The organism is Halomonas sp. H33-56 (assembly GCF_040147035.1).
GTDB classification, from domain to species: domain Bacteria; phylum Pseudomonadota; class Gammaproteobacteria; order Pseudomonadales; family Halomonadaceae; genus Halomonas; species Halomonas litopenaei.
The window spans coordinates 4177646-4191477 of record NZ_JAMSHP010000001.1 but is presented as its reverse complement, the minus strand read 5'-3'; the positions used below and the strand labels follow the sequence as shown (position 1 = coordinate 4191477).

Genomic DNA, 13832 nt, shown 5'->3' with positions numbered 1-13832 from the left:
CTGCCATGCGTCGTTTTGCCAAATCCTTCACCCAGCAGGAAGCCATCTCTGACGACGCCATCGCCTCGGCGGTGGCCGTGCTCCAGAGCGGTCGCCTGCATCGCTACAACCTGGCCGAAGGCGAGGCCGGTGAGACCGCCCTGCTGGAGTCCGAGTTCGCCGCGAGCCTGGGTGTCGACTACGCACTGGCCTGCGCCTCCGGCGGTTATGCGTTGCAGCTGGCGCTGCGCGCCTGCGGACTCGAGGCCGGCGACAAGGTGCTGTGCAACGCCTTCACCCTGTCGCCGGTGCCCGGCAGTATCGTCGCGGCAGGGGGCGAGGCGGTACTGGTGGACATCCTGGACGATACCACCGTCGATCCCGGCGACCTGGATCGCGCCGCTCGCGAGAGCGGTGCCGGCTTCTTTGTGCTGTCGCACATGCGCGGCCATATCGGCGACATGAACGCCATCGTCGCGGTGTGCGAGTCCCACGGCATCGTGCTGATCGAAGACTGTGCCCACACCATGGGGGCGGCCTACGATGGCCGACCCAGCGGCACCTTCGGCAAGGCAGGCTGCTTCAGCACCCAGACCTACAAGCACATCAATTCCGGAGAGGGCGGACTTCTGGCCACAGCCGATGCCGAGGTCATGCGGCGTGCGGTGATCCTGTCCGGCTCCTACATGCTGTTCGATCGGCACCTGGCCGCACCCGCGCCCGAAAGCTTCGCCGAGACGCGTCTGATGACACCCAACATGAGTGGCCGCATGGACAATCTGCGGGCGGCCATCCTGCGTCCTCAGCTGGCCGAGATGGAGCACCGCAAGACGCGCTGGAATTCGCTGTATCGGCGCATGGAGCAGCGTCTTGGAGATATCGCCGAGGTGTGCCTGATTGACCGGCCCGCCAGGGAGGACTTCGTCGGCAGCTCCATCCAGTTCCGCCTGCCGGCGCTGGGCGCCGACACCATTGCGCGCTTTGTCGAGGGCTGCGAGGCCCGCGGCATTCCGTTGAAGTGGTATGGCAAACCCTTGCCGGAGGACTACACCAGCCGCTACGACAGCTGGGGTTATCTGGCCGGCACACGTGCGCTGCCGATCGCCGACAGAGTACTCGCCACCCTGTGTGACCTGCGCCTGCCGCTGACCTTCGATCAAGCAGACTGCGACGACATCGTCGCGATGATGAGCGCCGCCATGGATGAGGCGGTGCAGCCCCCCGAGGCAACACCCGACAAGGCGCTCGGCTCTCGCTGAGCCACGTCTGACGACGCAATAACAAGACATCCGGAGTGACAATAATGTTCAAGAAGACTCTACTTACCGCCGCCATCGTCATGGCAGCCACTGCCACCGCCGCAGAGGCCAAGACCTTCAAGGTCGGCATGGGCGATCCCATGGACTCCGACCAGGGGGCCCTGGCCCAGCGCTTCGAGGAGTTGGTCGAATCGCTGTCCGACGGCGAGATGCAGGTCGAGTTGTTCCCCGGCGGCCAGCTCGGTTCCGAGACCGGCATGATCCAGGACACCCGCATCGGCAAGCTGGACTTTGCGCTGGTCGGTGTCGGCAACCTGACGCCCTACGCAGCGCGTCTGGGCGCCTTGACCATGCCCTATGCCCTGCGTAGCCACGCCGATGCGGTCAAGGCCACCACCGGCCCCCTGGCCGATCGGTGGAACACCATCGCCGAGGAAGAGGCCGGTGTGCACATCGTCAGCTGGCTGTACTCCAACTTCCGTCACCTGACCAACTCCCAGCGGCCGGTGACGACCCTCGCCGACGTCGAGGGACTCAAGGTTCGCGTGCCGCAGAACGAGATCATGCTGGCCAGCTACGAGGCCTGGGGCGCCAGCCCCATCAGCATGTCCTGGCCGGAGGTCTTCACCGGCCTGCAGCAGGGCGTGATCGATGGCCAGGACAACCCCTACATCGTCAACAGCACCATGAAGTTTCACGAGGTGCAGGACCACCTCACCGAACTTCACGCCCAGTACTCGCTGCAGCCCATCGTGATGGGGGTGCGCAGCTACGAGCGTCTGTCCGACGAGGAGCGAGCGATCATCGATCGCGCCGGCCTGGAGGCGCAGCTGTACGCGCTGCAGTTCCAGCTGACCAAGGCCTCCGAGGCGCGCGCTGCCATGGAAGCCGAAGGGGTCGAGGTGGCCACCCTGGAAGATGAGGATGAATGGATCCGCATCGCCCAGGAAGAGGTGTGGCCGCAGTTCTACGAGGACATCGGTGGCCAGGAAGCCTTCGAGGAAATGCAGGCGGCGCTCGGTCACTGATCGTTGTCGCCGCGGGCGGCGGTCGCTGACCGCCGCCCGGGTCTTGTTGTCATCGCTGCTGCATTCCCGTCGGGAAGGAGGCCTCCATGCTGGCCAAACTCAACTATATCGAAGACTACGCCTGCCGCTTTCTGCTCGGGCTCTTTGTCATTCTGCTGTTCGTTCAGGTGGTGATGCGCGTCACCCTGGGCATCGGCATGGCCTGGATCGAAGAGCTCGCGCGCTACGCCTTCGTCTGGTTCGTCTTTCTGGGCGCCGCCCACGCCGCCCACTTGAGCGCGCATAACCGTCTGCAGACCCATATCAAGCTGATGCCACGCAAGGTGGCCAATACCCTCTTGTTGCTGGTGGATCTGATCTGGGTCGCCTTCTGTCTGGTGCTGGCCTACAAGAGCCTGGATCTGATCGGGCTGTTGCTGGAATTCCCCTATGACTCGCCGGCCCTGGGCTGGTCGCTGGCCTACGTTTACTTCGTCTTCCCCATCGCCTTTACCTTGATGGCCTTTCGCGTGCTGCAGGTGCAGTACCTGAAGCTGTTCAAGGGCATCGAGCCAGGTGACGTGGACGCTCAGGAAGTGTCCAGGATCACCGAGGAAACGAGCCACTACAGCGACGGCAAGACGTCGTCCAAGGCGGAGGGCTAAGCCATGGCCGCAACCGTACTGTTTTCCATGTTTGCCGGGCTGTTGTTCTTCGGCACCCCTATCGTCGTCTCTCTCGGTGTGGCCTCGATGGCCGTCTATGTGCTCAACGGCGACGATCTCAGTTCGCTGATCGAGCTGGCCTTTTCGGCCATCAACTCGTTTCCGCTGATGGCCTTGCCGTCGTTCATCCTGGCTGGCGCACTGATGGGGGATGCCGGTATCGCCAGACGCCTGATCCTGATCGCCGAGGAGCTGGCCGGTCCCGCCGCTGGTGGGCTAGGCGCCGCTGCGGTGATGGCCTGCATGTTCTTTGGCGCGATCTCGGGCTCGGGACCTGCTACTACCGCAGCGGTGGGGATGCTGGTGATACCGGCGATGATCGAGCGCGGCTACGGCAGAAGCTACCCGGCGGCGATCACCGCCACCGCTGGTGGTCTCGGGGTGGTCATTCCGCCCAGCATGCCGCTGGTGATCTATGGCGTCACCGCCAACGAGTCGATTTCTGCACTGTTCATGGCCGGCGTCATCCCCGGCGTGATGCTGGGGGCGGGCCTGATGGTGGCCAACTACATCACCGCCAAGCGCAACGGCTACCAGACCGAGGGAACTTCCTACGATCGCAAGCGGGTGGTCGCGGTGCTCAAGGATGGTTTCTGGTCGCTGATGGCGCCGGTGGTGATCCTGGGCGGCATCTATTCGGGCATGTTCACGCCCACCGAGGCGGCCGTGGTCTCGATCTTCTACGCCCTGTTCGTCGGTGTCTTCATCCACAAGGAGTCGTCGCTGCGCGGGCTCAACGAGGCCTTCCAGAGCACCACCTGGCTGACCGGGCGTGTGTTGATCATCATGTTCACCGCCACCGCCTTCGGCCGCATCCTGGTCGAGAATCACATTCCGGCGATGATCGCCCAGGGCATCCTGGATATCACCAACAGCCTGTGGCTGGTGTGGATTCTGGTGATCGGCTTTCTCCTGATCGTCGGCATGTTCATCGAGATCCTGGCAACCATCATGATCGTCACGCCGGTGCTGTTGCCGGTGATGGTGGAGCTCGGCGTCGATCCCGTGCACTTCGGCATCGTGCTGGTGGTCAGCCTGGGCATCGGTTTCTCGACGCCGCCGCTGGGCGAGAACATGTTCATCAGCTCGTCGATCGCCAATGTCTCCATCGAGAAGATTTCGGTGCGCGCCTTGCCGCTGGTGGGTTCCATGGTGGTCATCGCCTTGCTGCTGGCCTTCTTCCCGCAGCTCAGCCTGTGGTTGCCCAACCTTCTCGGCTTCTGATACCGGTCATCACTCGTCAAAGGACCCGCTATGACGCTTTCCACCGATAACTCCGCAACAATCGCCGACCATACGATGGTCGGCGTGCTGGGCGGCATGGGACCGGACGCCACGGTGGCCTTCATGCAGAAGGTCATCGAGGTGACGCCCGGCGAGGACGATATCGACCACGTGCATATGCTGGTCGACAACAATCCCAAGGTGCCATCACGGATCAAGGCGCTGATCGACGGTGACGGCGAGTCACCGGCGCCTGCCATTGCTGCCATGGCCAGACGACTCGAGCAGGCAGGCTGCGATTTTCTGGTCATGCCCTGCAATACCGCCCACTACTACTGGTCGGCCGCCCAGCAGGCGGTGGACATTCCGGTGTGGCATATCGTCGAGCGCACCCTGGACCGGGTCGCCGCCGAGATGCCGGGGGCCAGGGTGGGCATGCTGTGCTCGCCGGCGCTTCGCAAGATTGGTCTTTACGAGGGATTCATCGAGCCAAGGGGGCTGTCGTTGGTCTATCCCGACAACGAGGATCGCGTGCTCGACGTGATCCGAGCGGTCAAGCGTGGTGCCGGGCGCGCGCCCGCCACCCGTGCCGCCTTCATCGAGGCCGCCCATGATGTCCAGGCGCGTGGTGCCGACGTGCTGGTCCTGGCCTGTACTGAGCTTTCGGTGATCCGCGATGCGCTCGATGGTCGCGTGCCGATCATCGATACCGTACAGGTGCTGGCCGAAGACGTGGTCGCCGAGGCCACCGGAAAGGCACCGCGCGGTTGATTCGGAGAACCGAGTCGAGCGCTGAAGCGAGAGTACTGTAACGAGAGCGCTGTAACGAGAGCACTGCACAGAGGTTGAAACAGGGCGGCGTCGAGCGCCGCCAGCACGTCGATCTTCCTGTCCCGTTCACCAAAGAGACGCCTTCGTCCGCCGGCCTCATCCGGCAGGACCGGGGTCGCTCGTTTTCACGATCCGGAGTCGTCCCATGACCTCACCCTCTTCTTCCCCCTCGACGGCGACCTCGCGACAGCGGCTAAGCCGTCGACTGGCGTCCCTGAGCCCGATCGGGCGAGGACTGCTGGTGTGCGTGACCATTGCCCTGGCCACCACCTTTATCGCCGATCACTACGGTGGGCCGACCCTGCTCTACGCCTTGCTGTTTGGCATGTCGCTGCACTTCTTGAGCGAAGAGGGACGCTGCCTGCCGGGGATCGAGTTTGCCGCGCGCACCGTGCTGCGCCTTGGCGTGGCGCTGCTGGGCGCACGCATGACCCTCGAGCAAGTCGGTGACCTGGGGCTTGGACCGGTGCTGACGGTGCTCGCCGCGGTGGGACTGGTGATCTGCGCAGGGGGGCTGCTGGCCCGGGCGCTTGGCCTGCACCGTGATCTGGGCCTGCTGACCGGTGGTGCCGTGGCGATCTGCGGGGCCTCGGCGGCGCTGGCGCTGTCGGCGGTGATGCCGAAAAACGACACCAGCGAGCGCAACACCATCCTCACAGTGGTGGGCGTGACCACGCTGTCGACGGTGGCCATGGTGACCTACCCGCTGCTGGTGGGGGTGCTCGACCTTGCCAATACCCAGGCCGGCATCTTCCTGGGGGGCACCATCCACGACGTGGCCCAGGTGGTCGGGGCGGGGTACATCATCTCGGAGGAGACCGGCGACGTCTCGACCCTGGTCAAGCTGGTGCGTGTGGCCATGCTGGTGCCGGTGGTGATGATCTTCAGCTGGCTCTATCGCGCCTCGCGCAACAGCGAGGGAAAGCGCCAGGTGCCGATGCTGCCTGGCTTCCTGGTGGGGTTCGTGGCGCTGGTGCTGATCAACAGCCTGGGGCTGATTCCCGACAGCGTGAACGAAGGACTGTCGACGCTGTCGCGCTGGTGTCTTGTCACCGCCATCGCCGCCCTGGGCATCAAGACCTCCTTTCAGAAGCTCGCGGTGGTCGGCTGGAAGCCGGTCATCCTGATGGTGCTGGAGACCCTGCTGCTGCTGGCCATCGTGCTGGGGGTGGTGGTCTTCGGTGGGCTGGGTAGCTGAGCGGCGATGAAACGCTGTTCTCGCTAATACACCAATAAAACACAATAAGGTCCCTGATAATGACAACACAAACCGCAACACCTTCACTGTCCTTTCGTGGGGGCACCCTGGGTGCCTTGACGCCCCTGATCCTGCTGGTGCTAGGCCTTATCTATCTGTCGGTGTTCGAGCGTGCCGGCACCAAGCCATTCTGGGCCTGCGCCTGGGTGGCCATGGGCGTGGGACTCTTTCTTTGTCGGCAACGCACGGCGTACTGTGACAGCCTGCTCAAGGGGATGGGCAATTCCACCGCGACGGCCATCATCGCACTGTGGCTGCTGGCCGGTGTCTTCGGCAAGTTGATGGCCGCCGGCGGCCTGATCGATGGCTTGATGTGGTTGGGAGCAGCGGTGGGCGCCGAGGGTGCGGCCTTCACCCTGCTGGCCTTTGCCATGGCCATGGTGTTTGCCCTGGGGACCGGCACCAGTACCGGTACCGTCATCGGGCTGTCGCCGGTGCTGTACCCGGCGGGCGTCCTGTTGGGGGCGGATCCGTCCATGCTGGCGGTGGCGATCCTGTCCGGTGCGGCCTTCGGTGACAACCTGTCCCCGGTGTCGGATACCACCATCGTGTCCTCCTATACCCAAGGGGCGGAAATCGCCGACGTGATCCGCACCCGTCTACCGCTGGCGCTGTCGGCTGCGGCGATCTCGATGCTGATCTTCCTGTTGTTCGGTGCCAGCGGCGAGGCCTCGGCGTCAGCCGTGGAGGTGCCTTCCGGTCATGCTTCCGGCCTGGTCATGCTGATTCCGCTCGCGGCGGTGGTGTTCTTTGCGCTGAAGCGCCGACACATCGTCGAAGCCATGTTTATCGGCAATCTGGTGGCCATGCTGTGCGCCCTGGCGATCGGTGCCATTGGCCTGGGTGATCTGTTCTCGTTGCCCGAAGCCAGAGGCGAGAGCACCGGCCTGATCGAAAATGGTATTGCTTCGGTAACCGGCGCCGTGCTGTTTGCGCTGATGGTGCTGGCGCTGACCCAGGTGATTCTCGATACCGGTCTGATGGAAAAACTGCTGGACGGCGCCAGGAAGCGCCTGGTCAAGGACCGGGCCAGCGCCGAGACCAGCATCGTGGCAGTGACGATTGCCGCATCTACTCCGCTGTCGGCCAACGCCCCGGCGCTGCTGCTGGTGGGGCCGGGATTGGTACGAAGCTTGGCTCAGCAGTTCGGCATCTCGCCGGCCAGGGCCGCCAACCTGATGGACTGCGCGGTCTGCACGGTGTTCTTTCTGCTTCCCTGGCACATCGTGGTGGCGGTCTGGCAGGAGGTCATCGCTTCCACCGCGGTGCAGAACGAGGTCGCCGCGCCGTCAGCCTTTGCCTCCTTCCTGACCCCGTACCCCTGGGCCATGCTGGTGGTGCTGGCCGTCTCGATCCTGCTTCGGCGGCGCAAGCAGGGCACCACCGAGGTCGCAGCCGTCTGACCGGCCTCCGCTCACCTGGCAGTAAAAAAACAGCCCCGCCATGCTGGCGGGGCTGTGGCGCTCTTGTGGTTGTCGTTGTTGGTAGTAGCGCAGGGAATGTTTTTTTAGAGCGTTAGAGAGGCCAGCGCTACGCAAGCAACGACCGACAGTCCGGTCAGGAACCAGAACAGGGTCATCTCATTAGAAGTGAGGGGGGAAGGTTCAGCACCGAAGCGGTTGTCACCATCACTCCCCTTGATGAAGGTCACCATGATAAATGGGATGAGGTTTATAAGGGGGATAAAGAAAAGTAGCATGAGCCAGCCTGACTTGTTCAGGTCATTTAGCCTGCGCTTTCCCTGGATTAGCGCAAAGATAGTCAATGGAATTCCAAGCACGAATTGGCTGATGGTAAAGGCGCTGGCGGCTGTCTCTGCAGCGGCCGGTGTTGCCGTCAGACTATAGTAGATAAGTATCCCGTGTACGGCATAGACGAACAATACCGGCAAGGTTAAGCGATTAAAGTATCTTACTCTACCGATACGACCATTGGTCGACCATAGTCCAGGGTTTTTATTTGCTGCCTGGCGGTCGTTTGCATCACCTTGCGTGTTGGAGATTTCTGTATCTGAAGGGAAGTTGATTTCATTTGAGTTATCTAACGTAGTGCTTTCGTTTGTCATCTTGCTGCTTCCTTCCTTGGGGTAAGAGTTCCGGCGATCCTTTCGCCGAGTCGGTTAATATCTATGCTTTTAGCAGTCCACTGGGAGGGTCTAAAGACCCAGGTGAAACTGTAGTGGTCCATAGCAGATGGCCGCTGACGCCACGGCAATGTTAAGAATGAGCAAGCACCAGAAGCGCTTCGTTTCCGATGAAGTCGATGGAGAAGGTGGTGGTCCGAAGGGGTTGCTTCCTGGTGTGCCACGAGAGAAGACTAGGGTGATGACCAGCCATACGTTGATCAGGGGAATCAGTCCAAGAAGCAGTACCCACCCAGAACGCCCCTGATCGTTAAGGCGACGTTTTGCCTGAAGAATGGCGAAAAGGGTGAAGACTGAGTACAGGCCTGCGTAGGCGTAGATCAGGATGGTAAAGGTGCTCTGGGTGAGTGTCGCAGGGTACAGGTAGTCGAGATAAAGTGGGAGAAAGAGCGCGAGGTTATAGATGAGTCCTACTGCGGCAAGTCGGCTACAGTAGCGAATGCGCCCGATACGGCCACGAGTTGACCAGAGTCTGCTGCTTCTACCGGGTACGCTATACAGCGGCAGCGGCAAGGTGACGGAAGATGAGGTGGCTGACGACATGGAGTTGAGTCTCATCTTCTTCTCCTGTTTCCTTCTTTAAATCGGTCTTCGATTCATCAAAGGTGTCAAGGCGTTGTCGGATTTTCCCATGCCTTGATGGATGGTCAGTCGTCATGGCAATGGTTGGCGGTGGCGCATGTTGTCCTTGCATGAGGAACGCATCATTGGTGCCTGCAGCGAAGGCTTCACTGCGACTCTAGAAAGCCATTTCGTCAGGGGATATGGGGGATGTCCTACATCCTTTCTCTTTTTAAGAATTTTCTAATTATTTGACCTCGGGTTGGCCGAACTGGCACGAAATTGCGTCGCTGCGACAAAAAAACACCCCGATGGCCGGGCGCCTTGGCCTGCCATCGGGGTGATGTTGTTGAGATATTGCCGCGGTGATACTGAGTCGTCGCTGAGGCGATGGTCCGGAAACAGGACCGGGAGAGGTTAAGCGGCAGGGCCAATCAGATGCTTTACCTCAAGATAACCGGACAGTCCCCAGGGGCCGAGTTCACGTCCGATGCCGCTGGCGCCGAAGCCGCCCCAGCTGGCCTCGGGCATCACCAGCTGTTCGGAGTTGAACCAGATGCTGCCTGCACGCAGGGCGCGGCCAACACGCCTGGCGCGCTCGGCGTCACCAGAGATCACGGTGGCGGCGAGGCCAAAGGCGCTATCGTTGGCCAGGGCGATGGCCTCGGCTTCGCTCTCTGCGCTGCGCGCACACAGCACCGGGCCGAAGATTTCCTCGCGCCACAGACGGCTTGAGGTGGGCACATCGCGGTACAGGGTCGGGGCGACGAACTCGCCCTGGGCCGGCAGGTCACGATGGCGGCCGTCACGCACCGGCGTCAGACCTTCCTCCTTGGCGATCTCGAGGTAGCGCTCCACGGCTTCGCGCTGACGGGCGCTGGTCATCGGGCCCATGTCGGTGCCCTCGGCCAGCGGGTCACCCAGGGTGAGGCCGTCGATACGGTCGGCCAGCGCCTGGTAGAGCGGTTCGGCCAGCGTCTGATGCACGATCAGTCGCGAGGTGGCGGAGCAGATCTGCCCGGAGTTGAAGTAGATGCCGGCCATCACCCAGTCGGCGGCGGCTTCGACCTCGGCGTCATCGAGCACCAGGATCGGCGATTTGCCGCCGAGCTCCAGTGATACGCCGCGCACGCCGTTGGCGGCGGCCCGCATGACCTTCTCGCCGACCCCATTGCTGCCGGTGAAGGACAATTTATCCACACCCTGATGGGCGGACAGAGGGGCACCGATGCCTTCGCCGTCACCCAGCAAGAGGTTCAGCACACCGGCAGGCAGGCCGATCTCCACGGCGATGTCGGCCAACGCCACCTCGGGCAGCGGGGTGACCTCGGAGGGCTTGAACACCAGGGTGCAGCCGGCGGCCAGTGCCGGTGCGATCTTCCAGGCGCTGGTGACCAGCGGGAAGTTCCAGGGGGTGATCAGTCCGACCACGCCGGCGGGGTCTTCGAACACCCGCGCCTCGACGCCGTCCATGCCGTGCTCGAGCAGGCGACCCTGACGCTGCTCCAGAGCGCGGGCCTGGCCGGCGTAGTAGCGGTAGCAGGCGATGGCGTCGTCCAGGTCGATGGCGGTCTCGGCCAGGGCCTTGCCGTTGTTGGTGGAGGACAGCCGTTCGAGATCGCCGCGGCGGGTTTCGAGGGCCGTGGCGAAGGCTTCGAGAAAGTCGCCCCGACGCTGTCCGCCCAGCGCCTGCCAGGCGGGCAGGGCGGCACGCGCGCTGGCCACGGCGGCGTCGACGTCGCTGGCATCGCCGGCGGTGATCTCGGCGATCTGGGTCTGGCGGTAGGGATCGGTCACAGCCAGGCGCCGGCGGCTGTGGCTATCGACCCAGCGGTTGTCGATAAACTGTTGTGTCAGCTGTTGCACGGAGGGACTCCAGGGGCAAAGACATTAGAGGGAATAAGCGAATGAAATGATCGGCGAGATGAGGGGGTGTCCCGCGTTCACGCCTGGTGGCGCTTGAGCCAGTCATCGATCATGGCGTGGCAGTGACGGCCCGAGAAGCTCGGGAAGTGGCCGCCGTGCACCGTGGCGATAGGCAACCGCCGCAGGCGCTCGAGGCTCGCCGCGTAGTCGTCCAGGTCGCTGTGATAGGCGTCCTCGATCAGCTCACCGTCGTAGATGATGTCGCCGCTGATCAGGGTGGCGCTGGCGGCCTCCCACAGGGCGATGCCGCCGGGCGAATGGCCGGGGGTGTGGATCACCTCGAAATGGCGATCGCCCAGCTCGATGACGTCGCCGTCCTCCAGCGTCTCGATACGCGGCGGCGCCGCAATGCGATAGCCGCTGTGGGCGTAGGGCAGCGGTGGCAGGGCGTCGAACATGGCGTCGTCGAGAAAGGCCTCGGCCAGGGTGCGACGGTTGTCGGGGCTTGCCAGGATATCGGCCTCGGCGCGATGAACGTGGCAGCAGTCGAACTCGTGAGCGGCGCCGATATGATCGAAGTGGGTGTGGCTTGCCACCGCCACGATCTCGCGTTCGGCCAGCAGTGCCACGCGCTCGCGCAGTGGCACCGCGCCCAGGCCGAAGTCCACCACCAGATCGCGCTCGCGGCCGCGAACGTGCCAGATATTGCAGCGGTAGAACGGCTTGATGGCCGGTTCGTCGATCAGGGTGATGCCGTCGGCCAGGCGCTGGGTGCGATACCAGCTGGCGGCGTCACCCCGGGGCAGGGTGAAGGTGCTCACGTGTTGCCTCCCGGCAGGGCGCGCAGGTCCTTCAGGTAGTCCTGGTGGCTGCGGCTCTCGTCGATACGCGAGTGTTCGATGTCCACCACCAGCACCCCGGCGTCGTTGCCAAGGCGCCCCAGCACCTCGCCGTCCGGTCCCGCCACCAGGCTGTTGCCACAGTAGTGCAGCTCGCCCTCGATGCCGGCGCGGTTGATGCAGGCGACGAAGCGCTGGTTGTCCAGCGCCCGGGCGCGGATCTGCAACTGCTGGCGTTCGGCGTTGGGCACCATGTTGGCGGTGGGCGAGAGGATCACCTCGGCGCCGGCCTGGGCCAGCGCTCTGGCTATCTCCGGGAACTCGTTGTCGTAGCAGATCATCAGGCCCAGGCGGCCGAGCCGGGTGTCGACCACGCACAGCTCGTCACCGGGGATGAAGTACTGATGTTCACGATCCCATAGCTGGCGCTTGTGGTAGCAGGCCAGGGTGGTGCCGGCATCGTCGATCAGCACCGCCGAGTTGGTCAGGCGGCCGTCGGCCTGGCGCTGGGCCAGGCCGAACAGCAGGTGCAGGCGATACTGGTGCGCCAATCGGGCGACCTGATCGATCAACTCGCCTTCGTCGGCCAGCTCATCGAGCCGTTCGAACACGTTGTAGCCGGTCAGCGCCAGTTCCGGCAGGGCCAGCAGCTGGGCGCCGGCGGCCACCGCCTGCTGGCACAGGCCATCGAGAGCATCGAGGTTGGCGGCGACATCCGCGTGGACGGGGTCGGTCTGGGCCAGCATCAGGCGCATGGATCAGTCTCCTTGGGCAGCGAGGCTGGAACGGGTGAACAGGGCACAGCCCAGCCAGTAGAGTCCGCCGGTGATGACGAACACCGGCAGCGAGGCACCGATGGACAGCGGTGCCACCAGGGTCCAGTAGGCCGCCAGGGCCGCACCGATCAGGTAGGCGCCGATGGCGATACCGGCGGTGGGCCGACCGAGCTGGTGCGGCGAGCGCAGCAGCTCGGCGCTATAGCCGTCACGGCCGACCAGGTAGTAGTCGACGATCATCACCGAGAAGGCCGGAATGAACAAGGCGCCGATCAGCAACAGGAAGTTCTGGAACTGGTCGAGGATACCGGGGATCAGGGCGCCAAAGACCGTCACCACGCCGATCACCAGCGCCGGCTTCCAGAAGGCCATGCCGGGGGACACGTTCATGCACGACAGGGTGGCGCTGTAGACCGCCATCACGTTGGTGGTCATCACCGAGAAGAAGATCACCAGCGCAGCGGGCAGACCAAAGCCGAAGCCGGACAGCAGCCGGGTCGGGTCGTAGGTCTGTTCCATGCCGCCGAGCACCGACAGGCCGGATACCGCGGCACCCAGCCCCATGGCGATCATCGAGGCGCAGACGTAGCCACCGTAGGTGCCGAGTACCGCGATGCGTCCGCTCTTGCAGTTGCGGTTGTAGTCGGCGGAGGTGGAAATCCACGAGAAGGCGGTGGCGACGACGATGTCGAAGGCGATGCCCAGGGTGATGCCGTTGCGGGATTCGGCGGGCATCTCGAACAGCGCACCGACCTCGTAGTGGCGGTTGAGCTGGTAGACCACGCCGGCCGCCAGCACCATCATGGCCGCCGCCGCCCAGCGCTCGATGCGCTCGATACCCAGGTGGCCGCGCAGCACGATCAGCACCACGATGGTCTCGCACAGGATCGTCATCAGCGGCAGGTTGGAGTAGCCGGTGGTGGCCTCGATGGCGTAGTCCAGGCTCATGCCGGCCAGCAGCGCCTGGATCCAGCTCCAGGCGATCAGCACCGCCATGTTGACCAGCGAAATGATCTTCGAGCCGGTGGGGCCATAGGCGCGGCGGGTCAGGGCCATCGAGGGCAGGCCGGTGCGCTGGCCCATCAGTCCTACCAGCAGCAGCGGAATGGCGCCGATCAGCGAGCCGATCAGGACCCAGGTCATGGCGACCGGGAAGCGCAGATCGGGCACCAGCAGCATGCCGGTGAGGATGGTGGTGACGACCACGTTGGCGCCGAGCCACAGGGCAAAGGTGGCCATGCCTCCCATGCTCTTGTGCTGGTGTTCATCCAGGGTGTCGTGGCCGATCAGCCGCTTGAGTGAAATCATCTAGGAAACCTTTGTGGTTATGGTTGGTAGGTACCGCAGGGGCGCGAAATTGGGAG

The 13832-nt window shown here is 63.6% G+C and carries 13 protein-coding genes; 7 read left to right on the top strand and 6 right to left on the bottom strand.

The features are described 5' to 3' along the window. The first annotated feature begins 5 nt into the window (after positions 1 to 5). The 7 genes from NFH98_RS17860 (at position 6) to NFH98_RS17830 (ending at position 7686) form a co-directional block, all read left to right on the top strand. The gene (locus NFH98_RS17860) at positions 6 to 1238 is read left to right on the top strand and encodes a DegT/DnrJ/EryC1/StrS family aminotransferase (RefSeq protein WP_349623008.1); all 1233 of its coding nucleotides are present in this window, start codon (positions 6 to 8) and stop codon (positions 1236 to 1238) included. Positions 1239 to 1282: 44 nt separating this feature from the next. Beyond that, positions 1283 to 2266, top strand: a complete 984-nt coding sequence (locus NFH98_RS17855) for a TRAP transporter substrate-binding protein (protein WP_052704426.1) — start codon at positions 1283 to 1285, stop codon at positions 2264 to 2266. Positions 2267 to 2352: 86 nt separating this feature from the next. Continuing rightward, a complete protein-coding gene (locus tag NFH98_RS17850) occupies positions 2353 to 2910 on the top strand; it encodes a TRAP transporter small permease (RefSeq protein WP_108133479.1) in 558 nt (185 codons plus the stop codon). A gap of 3 nt (positions 2911 to 2913) precedes the next feature. After that, positions 2914 to 4194: a TRAP transporter large permease gene (locus tag NFH98_RS17845; protein ID WP_222517096.1), complete on the top strand. Its 1281-nt coding sequence runs from the start codon at positions 2914 to 2916 to the stop codon at positions 4192 to 4194. A gap of 30 nt (positions 4195 to 4224) precedes the next feature. Next, positions 4225 to 4965, top strand: a complete 741-nt coding sequence (gene cuyB, locus NFH98_RS17840; RefSeq protein WP_222517095.1) for a cysteate racemase — start codon at positions 4225 to 4227, stop codon at positions 4963 to 4965. A gap of 205 nt (positions 4966 to 5170) precedes the next feature. Then, entirely contained in the window at positions 5171 to 6223 is a 1053-nt protein-coding gene (locus tag NFH98_RS17835; protein WP_108449223.1) for a YeiH family protein, read from the top strand. A 59-nt stretch (positions 6224 to 6282) separates the two neighbouring features. Continuing rightward, positions 6283 to 7686 (top strand): Na+/H+ antiporter NhaC family protein, encoded by a 1404-nt coding sequence (locus NFH98_RS17830; RefSeq protein ID WP_108133481.1) that lies wholly within the window; start codon positions 6283 to 6285, stop codon positions 7684 to 7686. 104 nt (positions 7687 to 7790) lie between these two features. Here the strand turns inward: NFH98_RS17830 and NFH98_RS17825 are convergent, their stop codons facing one another. The 6 genes from NFH98_RS17825 to NFH98_RS17800 form a co-directional block, all read right to left on the bottom strand. Continuing rightward, complete coding sequence (locus NFH98_RS17825; RefSeq protein ID WP_222517094.1) at positions 7791 to 8348, bottom strand: DUF805 domain-containing protein; 558 nt, start codon at positions 8346 to 8348, stop codon at positions 7791 to 7793. A gap of 90 nt (positions 8349 to 8438) precedes the next feature. After that, positions 8439 to 8984 carry a DUF805 domain-containing protein gene (locus NFH98_RS17820; protein ID WP_222517093.1) on the bottom strand — a complete coding sequence of 182 codons (546 nt, stop codon included), beginning with the start codon at positions 8982 to 8984 and terminating at the stop codon, positions 8439 to 8441. A 420-nt stretch (positions 8985 to 9404) separates the two neighbouring features. Continuing rightward, positions 9405 to 10853: an aldehyde dehydrogenase family protein gene (locus NFH98_RS17815; protein ID WP_349623007.1), complete on the bottom strand. Its 1449-nt coding sequence runs from the start codon at positions 10851 to 10853 to the stop codon at positions 9405 to 9407. A gap of 77 nt (positions 10854 to 10930) precedes the next feature. Continuing rightward, the gene (locus NFH98_RS17810; RefSeq protein WP_108133485.1) at positions 10931 to 11674 is read right to left on the bottom strand and encodes an MBL fold metallo-hydrolase; all 744 of its coding nucleotides are present in this window, start codon (positions 11672 to 11674) and stop codon (positions 10931 to 10933) included. Next, positions 11671 to 12447: a carbon-nitrogen hydrolase family protein gene (locus tag NFH98_RS17805; protein WP_108133486.1), complete on the bottom strand. Its 777-nt coding sequence runs from the start codon at positions 12445 to 12447 to the stop codon at positions 11671 to 11673. The genes NFH98_RS17810 and NFH98_RS17805 overlap by 4 nt, the downstream gene beginning before the upstream one ends. 3 nt (positions 12448 to 12450) lie before the next feature. Further along, a complete protein-coding gene (locus tag NFH98_RS17800) occupies positions 12451 to 13776 on the bottom strand; it encodes a purine-cytosine permease family protein (RefSeq protein ID WP_045993648.1) in 1326 nt (441 codons plus the stop codon). Positions 13777 to 13832 lie beyond the last annotated feature (56 nt).